We start from the raw sequence: 16,897 nt of genomic DNA, 5'->3' as shown, positions 1-16,897 counted from the left end.
CATCACCGGGACCTTTGTCCAAAGCAAAAAATTATGATTAGTCCAGTAGTTTTCGCGCGGACAGAAATTTGCGCGCTGATCAAGCGCGCCGCTGCAGCCATGCGCAACCACACGTTTATCGATTTGATATCACCGTGATTTTGTTTCTTTAGGAGATGATAATCTGCATCGGGACGACCATTCCGACCCATTCTGGTTGGGACCTCGTCAGGCGGGACAGGCTTCAGCTGGCACGCCCGTTGGACGTGCTCTGCACAGAGGGGAACGCGTCGATAAATTTTTCTTAGTGCGCAGCTAAGGCGAAATGGCATGGACTTTCCGTGGCTTACGCCACTAGCATTCCAATGCTCACATGCGCGCAGGGCAAGCGCGCCGCGCCAATCGCATCTCTATTCATTGCTCTCCCGCGGCTTCGGGCAGCCGAGGGGAGATTGCGGCTATCGGAGTACCAATGGACAAACCCGTCGGCGACATCGGTATGGAGAGGGAAGAGAATGTGACCTCTCTTGCCCTTCTCGCTTCGTTTCTGCGGCTCGGCGCCTCCTCTTTCGGTGGGGGAATGGCGGGCTGGACCCATCGCGAGATCGTCGAACGCCGCGGCTGGCTGACCGACGACGAGTTCCTCAAGACGCTGACCGTCGCCCAGATCATGCCGGGCGCCAATCCGGTCAACCTAGCCGTCTATATCGGCCTTAAACTGCGCGGCGTCGCCGGCGCCTGCATCGCACTTTTCGGCATGGTGCTTCCCGCCTTTGGGGTGATCCTGACCATGAGCGTCGTCTACCAGCAGCTCAGGTCCCATCCCGAGGCGCAGGCGGTGTTGCGTGGACTTGCCTGCGTTGGCATCGCCTCGTCATTGACGATGGGTATCAAGACCGCCCGCCGGCTGAAAGGACATGCGCTGCCTATTGCGATGGCGGTGGCCGTCTTCCTGATGGTCGGCGTTATGCGCTGGTCGCTGGTCGCCGTCGTCGCGGGCGCCATACCCGTCAGCGTTGCTGCCACATTCTGGATTGAACGGGAGAAAGCACGTGGGTGACGACAAGCTGCTCAATCTGATTCTCCTCTGTATCCCGCTGTCCCTGGTTTCCTTCGGCGGGGGCCAGACGATCGTGGCGAGCCTCCAGCATCAGACCGTCGATATCCTGCATCTGCTGAGCGGCCCGCAGTTTACCGATCTCTACGCCATTTCGCGTGCAGCCCCCGGCCCCGGCACCTTGATCGTGGCGCTGATCGGATGGGAGGTCAGCGGACTGTGGGGGGCAGTGCTCGCAACGCTGGCGATATTCATTCCCTCGTCCATCCTGCTCTGCATTCTGGGCAGCTATTGGCAGCGCCATCGCCACTCGGCCTGGGCGATTGCCGCGGAGAAGGGCCTCGCGCCCGTTGCCGTCGGCCTGATTTTCGCCGGCGTTTTCGCCGTCGGCCAGTCGGCCAGGTTCACGCCGCTCGAACTGGCTACATCGCTTGGCGCGATTGCCGTCTTGCTGACGACGAAGACCGGCCCCTATCCGCTCCTTGGAGTTGTGGGTGTCAGCTATTTTCTGCTGAGTCTGGCCGGAATGGCCTGACCCTATCGCAAGCCCATGCGTGTCGAGTCGCGGCCTCACCGGCCGCGGCGGAGGCTGTCCGTCTCCGGATTGGCTGCGGCTGCATCCCCGAACCTGACGAAAGATAAAATTCTGCCGGGCGCGATTGACCCGAGGGTGATTCACAGTATGATACTTAAATCAGAACGTCGTTCCGCATAAAGGAACACAGGTTGGGAGGTAAGCACGCAAGTGGCCGAAACATTGGTTTTGCGGACAGCGGTCGGGAAACACGACCACGTCAAGCCCCTGAAGGATGGCAGGGTGCGATCCAGCCGGGTAACGCTCGAGTTCCAGGAATTCGACCCGCTGCCCAAGGCGTTCCGCACGATGGTGCGCGGCGGCGACCTCGATCTTTCGGAAATGGCGATCGTCACGCATCTCTTGGCACACCACTATGGGAAGCCGATCACCGGCCTTGCGGTGCCACTCTGGAGCCGGCTGCCGCATACCAATCTCGTCTGTCCCGACGAATCAAAGGTCGATGGGCCGCGTGATCTCGAAAACACGAAGGTCGGCGTGCGTGCCTATGCGCAGACGTCCGGCGTCTGGGTCCGTGGCATCCTGCAGCACGAATATGGCGTCGACCTCAACAGCATCACCTGGGTCACCATGGAGGATGCGCATCTTGAAGAATACGACGACCCGGCCATCGCGGTACGCAATCAATCGACGATGGCTCTGCGGCCACTGATGCTCGCAGGCGAGCTTTCCGCGATCATGGGCGAACGCGAAGTCGATCCGGCGGGGATCCGCAGCGTCGTTCCCGATGCCGAGAAGGCTGCGAAGGACTGGATTGCCGCGAGCGGCATCGTTCCGATCAACCACGTCCTGACGGTCAAGACTGCTCTGATGGAAGAGCACCCGTGGCTCGCCGGGGAGCTGATGGAATTGTTCGACGAGGCGCGTCGTGTGGCCGAGGCCGACGGCGCGGCACCGCCTCCGCCTTACGGGCTTGAGGAAAACCGCCGGTCGCTGCAGCTCGCCTTTAACTATTCGGCCGAGCAGCAGATCACGCCCCGCGTCTATGACGTGGATGAACTTTTCCCTTCGATTTGAGGCTTGAGGAAGTGACGGACGAGGTCCGCCCTCGCGATTGCAGCACAAGGATGCCGCCATGATCATCGACATTCACGGACACTACACGACAGAGCCGCAGGCGCTCCACCAGTTCAGGGACAAGCAGCTCGCCGGTCTCGCGGACCCGATGCGCCGGCCGCTCTCGTCGGATCTCGGCATCACCGACGAAGTGCTCATGAAATCGGTCGAACCGCAGCTCAAGCTCCAGAAGGAGCGCGGAAGCGACGTGACGATCTTCTCGCCGCGCGCCGCCGGTATGGCCCATCACGTTGGAACCGAAGCCATCAGCATGCAATGGTCGGCGATGTCGAACGACCTGATCCATCGAATCTGCAGCCTGCTGCCCGACAATTTCGCCGCGGTCGGACAATTGCCGCAACATCCGGGCGCGCCGCCGAAGAACTGCATTCCCGAGCTTGAGCGTATCGTCCACGAGCTCGGTTTCGTCGGCGTCAATCTCAATCCCGATCCATCGGGCGGCTATTGGACCGATCCGCCGCTCACCGACCGACAGTGGTACCCGCTCTATGAGAAGCTCTGCGAGCTCGAGGTGCCGGCGATGATCCACGTGACATCCTCGTGCAATCCGTGTTTCCACCATACCGGCGCGCACTACATCAACGGCGACACGACCGCCTTCATGCAGCTGATCCAGGGGGACCTCTTCAAGGATTTCCCGACGCTGAAGTTCGTCATTCCACACGGCGGTGGGGCGGTGCCGTTCCATTGGGGCCGCTATCGCGGGCTTGCCCAGGAGATGAAGAAGCCGCTGCTTTCGGAGCACCTTCTGAACAACGTCTTCTTCGACACCTGCGTCTATCACTATCCCGGCATCGAGCTGATGGCCAAGGTCATCCCGGTCGACAACATTCTCTTCGCCTCCGAGATGCTCGGCGCGGTCAAGGGCATCGATCCCGAGACCGGGCACCACTACGACGACACGAAGCGCTACATCGACCAGCTTCAAACGCTCGACGAGGAAAGCCGCTACAAGATCTTCGAAGGCAATGCCCGCCGCGTCTATCCGAGGCTCGATGCCCAGCTCGCAAAGCGCGGGCGGCCGGCGCGGGCGGCGTGACACGTCATGGGAGGCGTTTCACCGATCATCCGCCGCTGCCCGCCGGCCCCCAGTTGGGCCGCATCAGCAGCAGGACGCGTCTTCGTCCGAGATGATCGCGTTCTTCATCCAGGACGGCGGCAGATCGTCCTCCCGAACTTCGACGGCGCGTTTGAAGACCTTGAACTGGTGACGCCGGTCTGGCGCCGTCCAGAAGGCGACCACCGTTTCGAGCGGCGGGCACCCCGGCAGACCGCACGCGATCTCCGACACCATGATCGCGACATCGTCGGCAAGCGCGAAGCGTTCGCGCGTCCAGGCCTTCACCTGGCGGATGGCGGCGAGATGTTCGGGTTTCGAAGCGGCGGTCTTCAGCATGATTTTGAACCAGTCGTGCCGGCACCTAGCCTGGGGCGATCGCTCTCTACATTAGGGCGCCGCGGTCGCGCCTGTCAAAAACGAATTCGGAAAAACCCGCCGGACCGGAACACCATGCCGTGCATGAGGCCGGACCGGCAGCAATCGAAAGGAAAAAAGAGATGACGGAACAGGTCCTCGCGGCGGTCCGCACCGGTCCGGGCAAGATGGAAATGCGGGAATTTCCCATGCCGGACATCCCGGAGGATGCCGCACTTCTGAAAATGGAAGTTGCCGGTATCTGCGGCACGGACGTGAAGCTCTTCAAGAGCCCACCCAACAATGCCCCCACCATCATGGGCCATGAGAACATCGGCTATATCGCCAAGGCCGGCCGCGAGTTCACACGTCGCAAAGGCTTCAGGGAAGGCGACCTCGTCTTCGTCGAGCACTATGTCATGTGCGGCAAGTGCCAATGGTGTCACCAGGGTCAATACCGCCATTGCGAGAACACCGACTGGCGCAACAATCCGGATGGCATCCGTTACGGCTACACCTCGGCGGAACGCGCGCCGCATCTCTGGGGCGGTTTCGCACAATATGTCTACCTGCCTTGGAACGCGGTCGTGCACCGGGTGCCGAAGGGCGTGACGCCGGAGCTTGCCGGTCTCGTCACGCCTATGGCGAATGGCGTGGAATGGTCGCTCTTCGACGCAGGCGTTGGCTACAACTCCACCGTTCTGATCCAGGGACCGGGTCAGCAAGGCCTGTCGCAGACGGTTGTGTGCAAGCAGGCGGGCGCATCGCTGATCATCGTCACCGGAACCTCGAAGGACGCGGCCCGCCTGGAGGTCGCGAAAACGCTTGGCGCCGACTACGTTATCGATGTGCAGAAGGAAGATCCGCTTCAACGCATCATGGAGATCACCGGCGGCAAGGGCGTCGACATCTCGCTCGACTGCACGGCCGGCGCCGGCACGATCCCGATCCTCCTCGGCGTGGAGGCGTTGAAGCGAAAGGCGGGCACCATTCTCGTCCAGGGCGAGATGAAGGAGTTCCCGAACTTCCCGCTCGAGAAGGTGACGACCAAGGCGATCACCATCAAGAGTGCGCGCGGTCACAGCTATCTCGCCTGCGAGCTGGCGCTGGAGCAGATCGCATCTAACCGCTTCCCGCTCGAAAAAATCACCACGCACCGCTTCGGCCTCAAGGACGCTGACTTGGCAATCAAGTCCGTCGGAGGACAGGGCGTGCCCGATGTCATTCACGCATCGCTGATGCCGTGGATGTGAGCCGTAGCGAACGAGGGAGGAACAGGCAGATGACACTCGGATTCAGGATCCTCGAACGCCGACGTCGCGTCAGCGCGACGATGGTCGAAAAGTTTCTCGAACTGCCGGTGGCGAACGTCAGCGACGTCATGTCCCGCATGACGGCCGGCGGGGCAGCCCTCAGGCCGCTCCATGCCTCCGGCGTGCTTGCCGGCGCCGCCTTCACGGTCAAGACGCGACCGGGCGACAATCTGATGATTCACAAGGCGCTGCTGATGGCCGGCCCCGGCGACGTCATCGTCGTCGATGCCGGCGGGGATCTCACCAACGCTCTCGTCGGCGAGCTCATGCTGTCCCATGCAAGGGCGATCGGCGTCACCGGCGTCGTGATCAATGGCGCTGTCAGGGACTATGGCTGGATCAAGACCAATACCTTCCCGGTCTTCGCCGCCGGCATCACCCACCGCGGCCCCTACAAGGACGGACCGGGCGAGATCAACGTTCCGATCTCCCTTGGCGGAATGATCATCGAGCCGGGCGATCTGATGCTCGGCGACGACGATGGCCTCGTCTGCGTACCGTTCGACGCGGTGGAGGACGTCTATACCAAGGCGAAGGCCAAGAACGAGGCGGAGGCGAAAACGCTCGCCAACACGCTCGCTGGCAAACTCGACCCGAAGCTCTGGGTGGACGAAAGCCTGAAGAAGCTCGGCTGCGGGGGCGTTTGATGCGCCCTGCCGGGCGCTACACGTTCAGGAGCCACTTGGTCCGAGGCGTCACCGTGCCTTCCAAAGCACGGTCCGCAGGCGCGGTTATGCCAAGCGGCTTTGAAAAGAATGATGTGCCGTTTCGAGGAGGATTGAATATGGCAATGACAACGATCGACGGCATCGCAACGCGCTATGAATTAATTGGTTCGGGGCCACCGCTGCTGATGTATTCGCCCGGCGGCTTCGATGCGACCATCGAGAAATGGCGGACGCAGGGCATCTATGCCGAGATCCAGTTCCTGGAACAGCTGCCTCAGCACTTCACCTGCATCACCTTCGACCGGCGCGAAACCGGCCAGTCCGGCGGCCGCGTCGAGCGGGTGACCTGGTCGGATTATGTCAGGCAGGGTAGAGGCCTGCTCGACCATCTCGGCATCGACAAGGCCTATCTGATGGGCGGCTGCATGGGCTGCAGCGTCGTCGCCGCGTTTGCAGCCGAGCTTCCCGAATCCGTGCTCGGCATGGTGCTCTTCTGGCCGGTCGGTGGCGCCCGTTACCGCATCGCGGGCCATCAGCGCTTTGCCGAACACCTGGCCTTCGTCCGCCAGAACGGCCTGGAGGCGGTCGTCGCGCTGGCGAAAGAGAGCAACAAGGCCTTTGGCGCCGATCCTCGCGGCGGCCCCTGGGTCTCGGTTCTCAGGCACGATCCGGAGTTCGCGGAGCGCTATGTCCGGCAGAATGTCGATCACTACAAGGCGATCCTCGCGGGCATGCCGAGAACTCTGCTCGACAGGGATACCTCGCCCGGCGCCGAACCGGAGGACCTGCTGCGCCTGAACATTCCGACGCTGATTATCCCCGGAGCCGACGCCTCCCACGCGACATCGGCCGCGCGGTACCTCCAGGAATGCATCCCCGGATCGCAATACTGGGACGTTCCCGTCTCGGAGCAAACATCCGCCGCCACCAACGCGCGCGTGATCGATTTTCTCCGCCAGACGGAAAAGTCGCGCAACGGCCAATAAGAAGCTTCAAAGCGGTCCCGACGATCAGGGGGCCGCATCCTCCGCGGCCAAGAGGTCCGGCAGGAACTCCTTCCCCTGGGTCGCGAGAAACTCCTCGAACGCTGCAATGACCGGCGTCATCGCGCGATCGGTCCGGCTGACGGCGAACCATTGCCGGCGGATCGGCAGACCTACGACATCGAGGATTGTCAGTTCGCCTGCCTGAACCTCGGCAGCGACGCTGTGCGCGGCAAGAAAGGCCACGCTGGTATCCGCCATCACCGCCCGTTTGATATCCTCAATCGACTCCATCTCGGTATTGGGGCCATCGGCTCTTCCCGGAATTTCGCTCATGAACCGGTCGAAGAAATTGCGAGTCGCGGAATCCGGGCTGCGCAGGAAAAAATGCTCGCGCGCAATTTCCGCCTTCGAAATAGCCTGACGCTTGGCAAGCGGATGATTGGGTGCGCTGACGACGACCAGCGAATGCTCGCCGAAGACGGCCGCGCGCACCGAGAACTCCCGCGGCGGGCGCCCGAGCAGCGCGACGTCGATCGTTCTGTTCTTCAAACGCTCGACCGTTTCGGTGCGGCGGTCGATGAAGAGCTCGAGGTCGATGTCGGGATAGGCGCTCGAAAACGCGGCGACCATCGGCTTTGCGAAGTACTTGACCGTCGAAACCGCGCCAACGGCAATGTGCCCGCGCTTCACGCCCTTGAAGGCGTCAAGCTCCGTTCCCAGCAGTGAAAGGCGCTCTTCGATATCGCGCGCGGCAGCCAAAACCGCGTGTCCGGCTTCCGTCGGAAACATTCCATGGGCCATGCGCTCGAACAGCGGCACGCCGGCTTCCGCCTCGATCTGCTTCAACTGCAAGGTGACGGCCGGAGCGGTCAATCCGAGCGCTTTTGCAGCGCCGACGACCTTGCCGTGCGCCTCGATCGCTCGTATCGACCTCAACTGCCGAAACGTGATGTTTTTCATGCGGGGAGCATAAAAAAACTTAACGCACACGTAAAGAGATTAAAATTTACTTTCGTGCGTAGATGGTTGATTGTCAACGTAGCAGGTTCGCCCCCAATGAGATCCGCACAGGTACCGAGCGGTTGGCATCTGCAAAATCGTTCGCAACATCAAGGGAACTGAAAGATGAAAGCAGCAATCAAAAGCGGTCTGCTGGCATTGGCCGCAGCAGCCCTCCCGGCTGTAGCCCATGCCCACCCCGGCGTCGGCGCGGCAGGCAGCCTGGCACACGGCTTCATGCACCCGGTCGGCGGCCTGGACCACATCCTCGCCATGGTCGCCGCCGGCACATTCGCCTCCATCATCGGCGGACGCGCTCTCTGGCTCGTTCCGGCAAGCTTCGTGCTGATGATGGCCGCAGGTGGCGCCCTGGGAATCGAAGGCATCGCCGTGCCGTTTGTCGAAATCGGCATCGCGGCGTCTGTAATCGTGCTTGGCCTTGCGGTCGCGCTTCGCTGGAACCCGCCGACGGCCGTTGCAATGGGCGTCGTCAGCCTCTTCGCAATCTTCCACGGTCATGCCCACGGCGCGGAAATGCCGATGGATGCTTCGGGCCTTCAATACGCGCTCGGCTTCATGGCTGCGACTGCATTGCTGCATGTCGCCGGCATCGGCTTGGGTTTCGTCCTTGGACGCGTCGGCGTCAAATCCCATGTCGCGACGCAGCTCGGTGGCAGCGCCATGGCCCTCGCCGGCCTAGGCATCATGACCGGCGTCCTCTAAGGACGGCTCCTGCAAAGGCAGGTCCTTATTAAGGCTACAAACAATAAACGGGCTGCTCGCGGAGCGGCCCGTCTTCATGTCTTCGGAACAATGTGTGCGGCGCTAATCGCTGGAATCACTTCCGCGCTGCAGCCGCTCATCTGCAGAGCACGGGCTGGTTCGCGAGCCGGTTCAGAAAGCAGCGCCAGCGATGCGTAGCTCCTCCGGTATTAGCGTTAGCGACGCCTGATGGTGCGGCCGAAGGCAGCATCATCGATACCGAGCGTGTTGAGCGCTGCTGCGGACGGGCGGCGGCGCTCTCTCGTCGCCATCGCGCACTCATGCGCCGCGCTGAACAGGCTCATGCCCTCCATAAACCCGCCGAACATGCTGCGAACCCATTCTGTATTGGCGGGACGACGTGCTGCGAGCGCTGTCATTTCGATCTTTTCTCCGTTGCATACGGATAAAATATAATCCTGCCGTGCAACTATAAGAAGACCAACGCCAACAGCCCTGCCATGCAGCCATTGCATGACAGGGTGGGCGTTTCCCAAGGTTCCCGCTAATGCCTTAAGCGGGTTCAACAAATCTGCGTTTGGCCGGTATCGCCAAACAAGATCCTCTCGGCCCTAGATGACGAAACTCTCCATCGTCTCCGGTGCGAAAATATCCTCCGCGCAAAGCTTCCGCTTCGACAACCCCTGCTCGTAGGAGTAGCGGAGAAACGTCTCAAGCGTCTCCCGATTTTCTTTGAAGCCGTAGCTCCAGTAATCGTCACCCATAAGCCGACGCGCCTCCTCGACATGTGCATTCAGCCAAGGCAGCATGACCTTCAGCGCCGCCGTCTCCTCGAGCTCGCGGTAGACGCGCGCCTGCGCCTCGGCAAAGGCCTTGTAGAGCGATTGCGCGATCCAGCGGTGCGCCTCGTAGACCTCCCGCCGGATGACGATCGTATGCATGATCGGAAAGATGCCGGTCCGCTTGAAATAAGCCCGCTCGATCTCGACGAAGTTCTCGAAGAGGCGCCGGACACGACCGGTCGGCCCCTCATAGGAAGAGGGCTTCCTGGCTGTGTAGAGCGCGTCGATCTCGCCGTCGCGCAACATGGCCGAAAGCGTCTGCGTCGGACCGATGCGGTTGACGCGGATATGGCCCGGCAGGTTGAGCGGGAGCTTTTCCGGCCGGTTCGGCTGCTCTTCCCCACCAGCGTAGTAGGTGACGTCATCGACCTTGACGCCATACTCGTCGGAAAGGATGCCGCGTATCCAGACCGGTGCGGTCATCTGGTACTCGGGCGTCCCGACACGTTTGCCGATTAGATCCTTCGGCTCGCGAATGCCCGAAGCGGCGTTCACGTAGATCGACGAATGCCTGAAATAGCGGGATGGGAAAACCGGAATCGCCACGAACGGACGCGTTTCCGCGAAACAAGACATGACGTAGGAGGAAAGCGACATCTCCGCGATGTCGAATTCCCGATGGCGCAGCATGCGAAAGAAAGTCTCTTCCACCGGCATGTTGAGATAGACGAGATCGATCCCGTCTGGTGCGACCGTTCTGTCCATGAGGGGGCGTGTCCGGTCGTAGTTCCAACAACCGAACGATAAGCGAAGCGACGAAGTCAGAATAGTCTCCCTAGCACTACCGGGGTCAGGAAAGCCTGGTTTGGCCGAGCGCAAGTCCGCGACTTACAAGCAAAAATCCTGGACGGCTCCTCCGCCGTGTCCCGCCTTTTTCACATCTCCAATCTGCGTCGATCATCGAATGCGAGGGCCGAAATGTCCAAGATAAAACCTATTGGCTTGCTCAAAGAGAATCCGCTTGCTCCATCGGAACCAGGCGATCGATCGGGTGCGCGTAAGACCCGACCTCGGCCATCAGCCGGTCGACCATCTTGTCGATGAACGCAAGGAAAGGCTTCTCATCCGCGACCCCCCTATGGGCCGGATGAGCGAGAAACAACGTCCGCTTGACACCGGGCCGGTCAACGCGCCGCCCGATGATCTGGCCCGTCTTGATCTCCTCCGCCACGATCCCATAGGGCATGATGCTTTGCGCAACGCCGTGCAGGACCAGCGCCTTGATCGCCTCGTTCGATTGAACCTGATAGGTGATCTTGACGTCGACGGAGAGGCGCGAGGCCGTTTCGTGCACCCGCCGCCAGATGATGTCGCGGTTCGAAACCAGGGCGAGATCGCCGGCGACCGCTTGCCGGAAGGAAATATCGCCGCCCTGCTCCCCGCCGTTTGCCGCCGACACATGAAGGAGGTCCTCCTCCATCAGCGCGACACGCCTGATACCCGGGTTTTCCTCTATGTCGTAAGCAAGCACATAGTCGAGTTCGCCGCGCTCGAGTGCATCGGCCAGCACGAAGCTCAATTCCTCCACGACATGGAGCGCGATGCCGGGAAGTTGCGCATTGGCGGCGACGAGCAGTTCCGTGCCGATCAGCTTGAGAATGCTCGGCGTTGCGCCAAACCTTATGCGCACCCGCTCGCCGCCGAGCGCGATCAGGTCTCGGCGCGTCTCCTCGAGCCGTTGCAGAATTTCAATCGAGCGCTCGTAAAGCAGCATGCCTGCGGGCGTTGCGCTCACGCCGCGCGAATGGCGGTCGAGCAACTGGATCTGCAGGGCGTCCTCGAGATTGCGGATCTGGATGCCAAGCGCGGTCTGGGCGAGATTGAGCTGCTCTGCCGCCCGCGTAATGTTGCCCACTTCGACGACCTTGACGAAGTAGGCAAGCTGGCGGAGCTTCATTGCATGTCCAAGCATTCTGATGCGCGCCTTTCACCGTCAGTAGAACTGGTCGAAATGAACCTGGGCCGGCGGAACGCCGAGGTCAATCAGCATCTTCTGGATCGCCTGACCCATCAGCGGAGGACCGGCAAAATAGACCTCGCATTCGGGAAGGCGATCGGAGAAGAGCTTTGCCGCCAGCTCGTGCACGAAGCCGCAATGGCCATCCCAGGCCTCGTCGTCACTGGAAACGATGGGATGGTAGTGGATATTGGAGCCGAAACCGGGAAGTTCGGCCAGTATGTCCTTGCCGCAGATGTCGCGAGCCGTCCGTCCGCCGTAGATGAAGTCGATCCGCCGTCCAGCCAGGAGCGGCGTCGCCGCGGCGGCGCGAGTAACCGATATCATCGGCGAAAGACCGGAACCGCCGGCAAGACAGATGATATCGCGGTCCGATTCGGCCCGCAGGTAGGCCATTCCGTAGGGACCGTCGACACCGATGCGATCGCCGACCGCAAGGTCGTCGAAGAGCTTGCCCGTCGCGGCCCCGTTCGGCACACGGCGGATCTGGAAATGCCATTCGCCCGCGTCGTTGTCCGTATTGGCCATAGAATAGGCGCGGTTACCCGTGACGCCGGGCAGATCGAGCAAGGCATATTGGCCGGCGAGAAAGCGGACCGGCCTGTCCAGCCGGAAGCGAAACTCGCGGATGTCGTGCGTGATGTCGCGCACTTCGATCAGTTCCGCCTGCTGCCGCACGGGCGGGAAGTGGCTTTCATACTGCGGCATCAGCCGGAGCTTTACGACACAATCCGTCAGCGGGCGAGCCTGGCAGCCGAGCCGGCGGCCGCGCTCCCGATCGCGATCGCTGAGACCGGGCGCATCGGGACGCAGTTCCTCGATCTCGCCTTCGAGAAGATCGAAACGGCAGTTGCCGCAGGAGCCGACATTGCATTCATAGGGAAAGCCGAGGCCCGCGCGCAAAGCCGAGCGCATGATCGTGTCGCCATCTCCGCAAGTCCATTGGACATCGCTTCCCTTGAGTGCAATTGCCGGCATGTTCAACTCCCTAGGTCGTATCTCTCTCGAAAGGCCGCCGTGTAACCGAGGCGGGATGAAATGGCGGCGACCGCTTCGAGAAGCGCAGGCGAAAAGCCTTCAAGCACCTCAAGGGACAGCCGCTGCAATGGACCTGCGATGCCAACGGCGCCAACGACGGCGCCGGTCGAATCGCGCACCGGGGCAGCAATGCCCCGGATTCCGGGTTCGCTTTCCTCGTCTTCGATGGCAAAGCCCCGCTGGCGGACCTCGGCCAGCATCTCCTTCAGGCGCACCGGATCGGTAACTGTCTTCGCCGTTCGCCGCTGCAGCGGCCCAGCCAGCATGCGCTCGACCGCCTGCTCCGGCGCAAAGGCGAAGATCGCGCGCCCGACGGCGCTGCAATGGGCGGGCTTGCGCGCACCGAGGTCGGACTTCATCGCCAGGGCCTGCGGGCTTTCCAGATCGTAGACGTGCATCACCTCTCCATCCGAGGGGACGCCCAGAATAATTGTTTCGCCCGTCAGCTTGCGCAGGTCGAACAGGTAGGGCCTCGCCTCGTTCGAAAGATCCATGCGCCGGCGGACAAGTGTACCGAGAGCGAAGAGCCCGACCCCAAGCCGATAGCGCTCCGTTTGCGGGTTCTGCTCGAGCAAGCCCTCGGTCACGAGCGTCACCGCCAGACGATGGACCGTGCTCTTTGCGACCTTCAGCCTTTGCGCCAGCGCACTGACGCCGATCTCGGCCTCATCCTCCGAGAAAGCCTTCAGGAGACGGATCGCCGTCGTGACCGATGAGAGGCGGTTGCGCTTGCCGGCGGGGCCTTTTCCTCCGCGCGCGGGTGGTTTGGTGGGTGCGTTCATGACGTGATTGTCCGTTTCATCGCGAGAGTTACGGCTCGTCCATAACACAGTTGTCATGGTCTCACATCACCACCCTGCTGATCTCAAACCCTGAGCGCGCTCAGCATTTCGCCGACATATTCGTCTCCGTTGGAGATCACGAGCATTGCCGCGAAAGGACGCATGGTCGTCAGCGTGCGCGCAAGATCTTCCGCCGAGACACTGTCGGCGTTGCGCACCAGGCCGGTTGTCAGCTTGTTGCGGACGAAGCAGGCATTGCCGATCACTTCAGCGGCATCCGCTGCAGTGCCGGCCGTCGTTATCATGACGATGATATCGGCATCGGCGATCTCGTCGGCGAGACTGACAGTCCTGCCTTCAAGGTCCTCCAAAACCGCGTCGACCGGCAGCATGTGGAGCGAATCGGTTGCGCCCTTTGCACCCACGTAGCGCAAAAAATGCGCCCCGCTCCACGACATGTCGGCAAGGGTGCTGAGCAGCGCCAAACTCGGCTCATCCAGGGCGATGACACGCGACTTGCGTGGGCTGGAATTCGGGTATTCGATACGGAAACGGGCTTCCTCCGCAGTGGCGAAGCGCGCACTTTCGCTCAGTCCGAGTTGCATGACATTTCTCCTCATTGATGCGGCAGCATCCCCGGCGCATCGCGCCGGGGCTCACCATGATGGCTGCAGCCTCAAACGCTGGTCGGCGCCTTGCCTTCGATCACGGTCAGCGCCTCTTCGGCGACATCGACATAGGACTTGTCGACGGGCAGCACGATCGCCGCCGAGCGGACGCGGTGATGCGCCGGATCGACGCCAGGGGGAACAACGCCCTTGTCGCGCAGGGCGCGGGCGGCCTTCAACAGACGATGGCGCGCCATGATGATGCCGTTGTCGGTCGACACCAGGTTTTCCTTGCTGCGATCGACGATCGGACCCATGCTTTCCTGCAGCGAGGCGTCCTGCATGGCGATGCCTTCGACGCCGGAATAGGTGATGCCCTTGCGCTGGGCCTCGCGGTCCATGAGATAATCATTGTCCTTGTTGGCGAGCGGCCGGTAGGTTCCGGGCACATAGGCGACGTGGATGCCTTTTCCGGCCTTCATCGCCCCGCGCTCCTCCGTCGTCAGCGCACGCACCGGGTGATAGTCGAAGCTCCAGGCCCAGCAGTTCTCGTCGTCGATCGGGATCCAGAAGTGCCCGTGAACCGGATGGTCGCCGCGCGGCGGCACCATCGTGAACGACGGCATGACCCACGGCGTGACGCGCCAGTAGTAGTGGCCTTCTTCGGCATTGCGCCGAGCGCCGATGAACAGACCACCCTCGTTGTCGGTCACCTCGAAGAAGGGTCTCGCATCGGACATGTTGTACTTGTTGCCGCGCGCGCCCTTGAAGAGCGGGTCGCTGTTGAGATTGCCGCTGTGGAGCCAGGACACGTGGCTGGAGTCGATGCCACCTTCCATGGCCTGCAGCCAGTTGCACTCCTGCCAGCGCTTCGACGTGAAGGTCTGTTCCGAGGGAACGAGCGCGAATTCCCATTCAGGATGCGGAGGCTGCTTTTCGGCCGGCCCCATATAGGTCCAGAGAATGTCGCCGATCTTGATCAGCGGATAGGACTTCAGCTTGATCTTGCCGCAATAACCGCTTTCCTTCGGCTCCGAAGGAACTTCGACGCACTGGCCGGTGTGGTCGTATTTCCAGCCATGGTAAGGGCAGCGCAGGCCGCCCTGCTCATTGCGGCCGAACCACAGTGAGACGCCGCGGTGGGCGCAGAATTCGTCGATTAGGCCGTAGCGGCCTTCGCTGTCGCGGAAGGCGAGCAGGCGTTCGCTCAGGAGCTTCACACGGACCGGCGCGCAGTCGTTGTCCGGCAGTTCCTCGGCGAGCAGCGCCGGGATCCAATAACAGCGAAACATGTCGCCCATCGGAGTGCCGGGGCCTGTCTGCGTTAGCAGATCGTTCTGTTCCTTCCTGAGCATTTCACTTCCTCCATGTTGCGGACCGCCTGCGCGGTGCGCGGATTTGCATCGCCTTTTTCCGACCGTCCCGCGGCTTTTCCGAATTTCGGGTTGACGTTCTCGACCGATCAGGTATTTTCTTCGTGTTCCTTTATACGGAACGCTGTTTCTTTTTAAGCAACGTACAATCTGATGACCGCCCCGTCAAGCGGGCCCGCAAAGCAACGAAGGAGGAGCCAGGAATGGCCGAGGCAAGCACCAGAATCAGGCTGTGTTCCACGAGTGACGTCGACTGGGACAGCGCGATACGGGTTGAGGAAGGCGACCTCACGCTCGCCGTCTTCAACGTCAATGGCGTGTTCTACGTTACCGACGACCTGTGCACGCACGGCCCGGGTTCGCTTTCCGAAGGCTATCTCGACGGCCACACGATCGAGTGCGACTTCCACAACGGCGCGTTCGACATCCGCACGGGCGAAGTGGTCACGCCGCCCTGCATGATTCCGATCAAGACCTACAAGGTCGTGATCGAGAACGAGAACGTGACGATCGAGGTCTGACGCGCCTCAGGCGCGGCCGGTGAGTGATGATCTGGCGCGCTTGCGGAAACGATAAAGTCGTATATTGTGGGATTTATTCAATCTCACGGAGGAACGCATGCAGGTTCATGGAAAAAGCGACAGCGCGGCGGCAGCGGACGCACCATCCGAGGCGTCCCTGCGGCTCAATGTGGCGATGAGCACACGTTTGCTCAACAGCCTGAAAATACTGGAGTATAGTGGCCATGTCAGCGCGCGCTTGCCGGGAGGCGTGACCTTCCTGATCCAGCCGCAGGAGAAGAGCCGTGCGGAAGTGTCTCCCGACGATCTCCTCGTCTGCGACCTTGACGGCAAGGTCGTGTCCGGCCCCTCGAGCGTCAAACCGCCTTCCGAGGTATTCCTTCATTGTGAGATTTATCGCGCAAGGGCGGACGTCAATTCGATCGCGCACTTCCACCACGACGTGACCAACGTCTTCACGCTGGTCGAGGACGTCCCGCTGCTGCCCTTCAAGAACCATGCGATCCGCTGGAAGAGCGGGATCCCGGTTCATCCGGATCCCGCCCATGTGGATGATGCCGAAAGGGGACGGGGCATCGTCGCGACCCTTGGACCGCACCACGCCATGCAGATCCGCGCGCACGGGCAGATCGTCACCGCCGAAACGGTGCGCGGCGTCTTCATCGATTCGGTTCATCTCGTCGAGAACGCCGAGGCCGCCTATCGCGCCGCTGCGATCGGCAAGGTGAAGCCGCTGACCGAAGCCGAAATCGAGTCCTTCTCCCATGGTTTCAGGCGTGGGCATCACATCCGCAAGCTCTGGAGCTATTACGCACGCGGCGCCATCCGGGACGGCATCTTCCCCGAAGCGTGGAACGCGGCCGCCTGAACCAGGCAGCAATTCAAAATGCTACAGCGTCCTTCGCGCGTCTCAAAAGACGCGCGGCGCTGTGGCCAAGAAACCTCAACGAGGCCGGGCGGCACGG

The 16,897-nt window shown here is 61.7% G+C and carries 19 protein-coding genes; 10 read left to right on the top strand and 9 right to left on the bottom strand.

Annotated features, from left to right (window positions below):
- Window positions 1-451: 451 nt before the first annotated feature.
- From QA637_RS23015 to QA637_RS23000, 4 genes are all read left to right on the top strand, one after another.
- Window positions 452-1,039 (top strand): chromate transporter, encoded by a 588-nt coding sequence (locus tag QA637_RS23015; RefSeq protein WP_283067121.1) that lies wholly within the window; start codon window positions 452-454, stop codon window positions 1,037-1,039.
- The gene (locus QA637_RS23010) at window positions 1,032-1,571 is read left to right on the top strand and encodes a chromate transporter (protein WP_283067120.1); all 540 of its coding nucleotides are present in this window, start codon (window positions 1,032-1,034) and stop codon (window positions 1,569-1,571) included. Before QA637_RS23015 ends, QA637_RS23010 begins: the two co-directional genes overlap by 8 nt.
- 210 nt (window positions 1,572-1,781) lie before the next feature.
- Window positions 1,782-2,648 (top strand): substrate-binding domain-containing protein, encoded by an 867-nt coding sequence (locus QA637_RS23005; RefSeq protein ID WP_283067119.1) that lies wholly within the window; start codon window positions 1,782-1,784, stop codon window positions 2,646-2,648.
- A gap of 58 nt (window positions 2,649-2,706) precedes the next feature.
- Window positions 2,707-3,747 carry an amidohydrolase family protein gene (locus tag QA637_RS23000; RefSeq protein ID WP_283067117.1) on the top strand — a complete coding sequence of 347 codons (1,041 nt, stop codon included), beginning with the start codon at window positions 2,707-2,709 and terminating at the stop codon, window positions 3,745-3,747.
- Between the two features lie 63 nt (window positions 3,748-3,810).
- On the opposite strand, the gene QA637_RS22995 is transcribed toward QA637_RS23000, so the two are convergent.
- Window positions 3,811-4,104: a hypothetical protein gene (locus tag QA637_RS22995; RefSeq protein WP_283067115.1), complete on the bottom strand. Its 294-nt coding sequence runs from the start codon at window positions 4,102-4,104 to the stop codon at window positions 3,811-3,813.
- 161 nt (window positions 4,105-4,265) lie between these two features.
- Here QA637_RS22995 and QA637_RS22990 point away from each other — a divergent pair, with 161 nt between their 5' ends.
- The 3 genes from QA637_RS22990 (at window position 4,266) to QA637_RS22980 (ending at window position 7,089) form a co-directional block, all read left to right on the top strand.
- The gene (locus QA637_RS22990; RefSeq protein ID WP_283067114.1) at window positions 4,266-5,375 is read left to right on the top strand and encodes a zinc-dependent alcohol dehydrogenase; all 1,110 of its coding nucleotides are present in this window, start codon (window positions 4,266-4,268) and stop codon (window positions 5,373-5,375) included.
- Window positions 5,376-5,404: 29 nt separating this feature from the next.
- The gene (locus QA637_RS22985) at window positions 5,405-6,082 is read left to right on the top strand and encodes an RraA family protein (protein WP_283067113.1); all 678 of its coding nucleotides are present in this window, start codon (window positions 5,405-5,407) and stop codon (window positions 6,080-6,082) included.
- 137 nt (window positions 6,083-6,219) lie between these two features.
- A complete protein-coding gene (locus tag QA637_RS22980) occupies window positions 6,220-7,089 on the top strand; it encodes an alpha/beta fold hydrolase (RefSeq protein ID WP_283067111.1) in 870 nt (289 codons plus the stop codon).
- Between the two features lie 24 nt (window positions 7,090-7,113).
- Here QA637_RS22980 and QA637_RS22975 read toward each other — a convergent pair whose 3' ends face one another.
- Window positions 7,114-8,049: a LysR family transcriptional regulator gene (locus QA637_RS22975; protein ID WP_153437244.1), complete on the bottom strand. Its 936-nt coding sequence runs from the start codon at window positions 8,047-8,049 to the stop codon at window positions 7,114-7,116.
- Window positions 8,050-8,214: 165 nt separating this feature from the next.
- On the opposite strand from QA637_RS22975, the gene QA637_RS22970 reads away from it, so the two are divergent.
- Entirely contained in the window at window positions 8,215-8,811 is a 597-nt protein-coding gene (locus tag QA637_RS22970; RefSeq protein ID WP_283067108.1) for a HupE/UreJ family protein, read from the top strand.
- Window positions 8,812-9,026: 215 nt separating this feature from the next.
- Here the strand turns inward: QA637_RS22970 and QA637_RS22965 are convergent, their stop codons facing one another.
- From QA637_RS22965 to QA637_RS22935, 7 genes are all read right to left on the bottom strand, one after another.
- Window positions 9,027-9,326, bottom strand: a complete 300-nt coding sequence (locus QA637_RS22965; RefSeq protein ID WP_283067106.1) for a hypothetical protein — start codon at window positions 9,324-9,326, stop codon at window positions 9,027-9,029.
- A 96-nt stretch (window positions 9,327-9,422) separates the two neighbouring features.
- Window positions 9,423-10,358, bottom strand: coding sequence for an ABC transporter substrate-binding protein (locus QA637_RS22960; protein ID WP_153437247.1), 936 nt, complete (start codon window positions 10,356-10,358; stop codon window positions 9,423-9,425).
- Window positions 10,359-10,599: 241 nt separating this feature from the next.
- The gene (locus tag QA637_RS22955) at window positions 10,600-11,565 is read right to left on the bottom strand and encodes a LysR family transcriptional regulator (RefSeq protein ID WP_283067104.1); all 966 of its coding nucleotides are present in this window, start codon (window positions 11,563-11,565) and stop codon (window positions 10,600-10,602) included.
- 21 nt (window positions 11,566-11,586) lie between these two features.
- Window positions 11,587-12,588, bottom strand: a complete 1,002-nt coding sequence (locus tag QA637_RS22950; protein WP_283067102.1) for an FAD-binding oxidoreductase — start codon at window positions 12,586-12,588, stop codon at window positions 11,587-11,589.
- A gap of 2 nt (window positions 12,589-12,590) precedes the next feature.
- Window positions 12,591-13,430 carry an IclR family transcriptional regulator gene (locus tag QA637_RS22945; protein ID WP_153437250.1) on the bottom strand — a complete coding sequence of 280 codons (840 nt, stop codon included), beginning with the start codon at window positions 13,428-13,430 and terminating at the stop codon, window positions 12,591-12,593.
- An 83-nt stretch (window positions 13,431-13,513) separates the two neighbouring features.
- Window positions 13,514-14,035, bottom strand: a complete 522-nt coding sequence (locus QA637_RS22940) for a hypothetical protein (protein WP_283067099.1) — start codon at window positions 14,033-14,035, stop codon at window positions 13,514-13,516.
- 71 nt (window positions 14,036-14,106) lie between these two features.
- Window positions 14,107-15,393 (bottom strand): aromatic ring-hydroxylating dioxygenase subunit alpha, encoded by a 1,287-nt coding sequence (locus QA637_RS22935; protein WP_283067097.1) that lies wholly within the window; start codon window positions 15,391-15,393, stop codon window positions 14,107-14,109.
- A gap of 221 nt (window positions 15,394-15,614) precedes the next feature.
- Here QA637_RS22935 and QA637_RS22930 point away from each other — a divergent pair, with 221 nt between their 5' ends.
- Both QA637_RS22930 and QA637_RS22925 read left to right on the top strand, forming a co-directional pair.
- The gene (locus QA637_RS22930; protein WP_225109150.1) at window positions 15,615-15,932 is read left to right on the top strand and encodes a non-heme iron oxygenase ferredoxin subunit; all 318 of its coding nucleotides are present in this window, start codon (window positions 15,615-15,617) and stop codon (window positions 15,930-15,932) included.
- Window positions 15,933-16,029: 97 nt separating this feature from the next.
- The gene (locus tag QA637_RS22925) at window positions 16,030-16,800 is read left to right on the top strand and encodes a class II aldolase/adducin family protein (protein WP_283067092.1); all 771 of its coding nucleotides are present in this window, start codon (window positions 16,030-16,032) and stop codon (window positions 16,798-16,800) included.
- Window positions 16,801-16,897 lie beyond the last annotated feature (97 nt).

Source organism: Sinorhizobium terangae (assembly GCF_029714365.1).
Lineage (GTDB): Bacteria > Pseudomonadota > Alphaproteobacteria > Rhizobiales > Rhizobiaceae > Sinorhizobium > Sinorhizobium terangae.
This window is presented reverse-complemented; position numbering and strand designations above follow the sequence as displayed.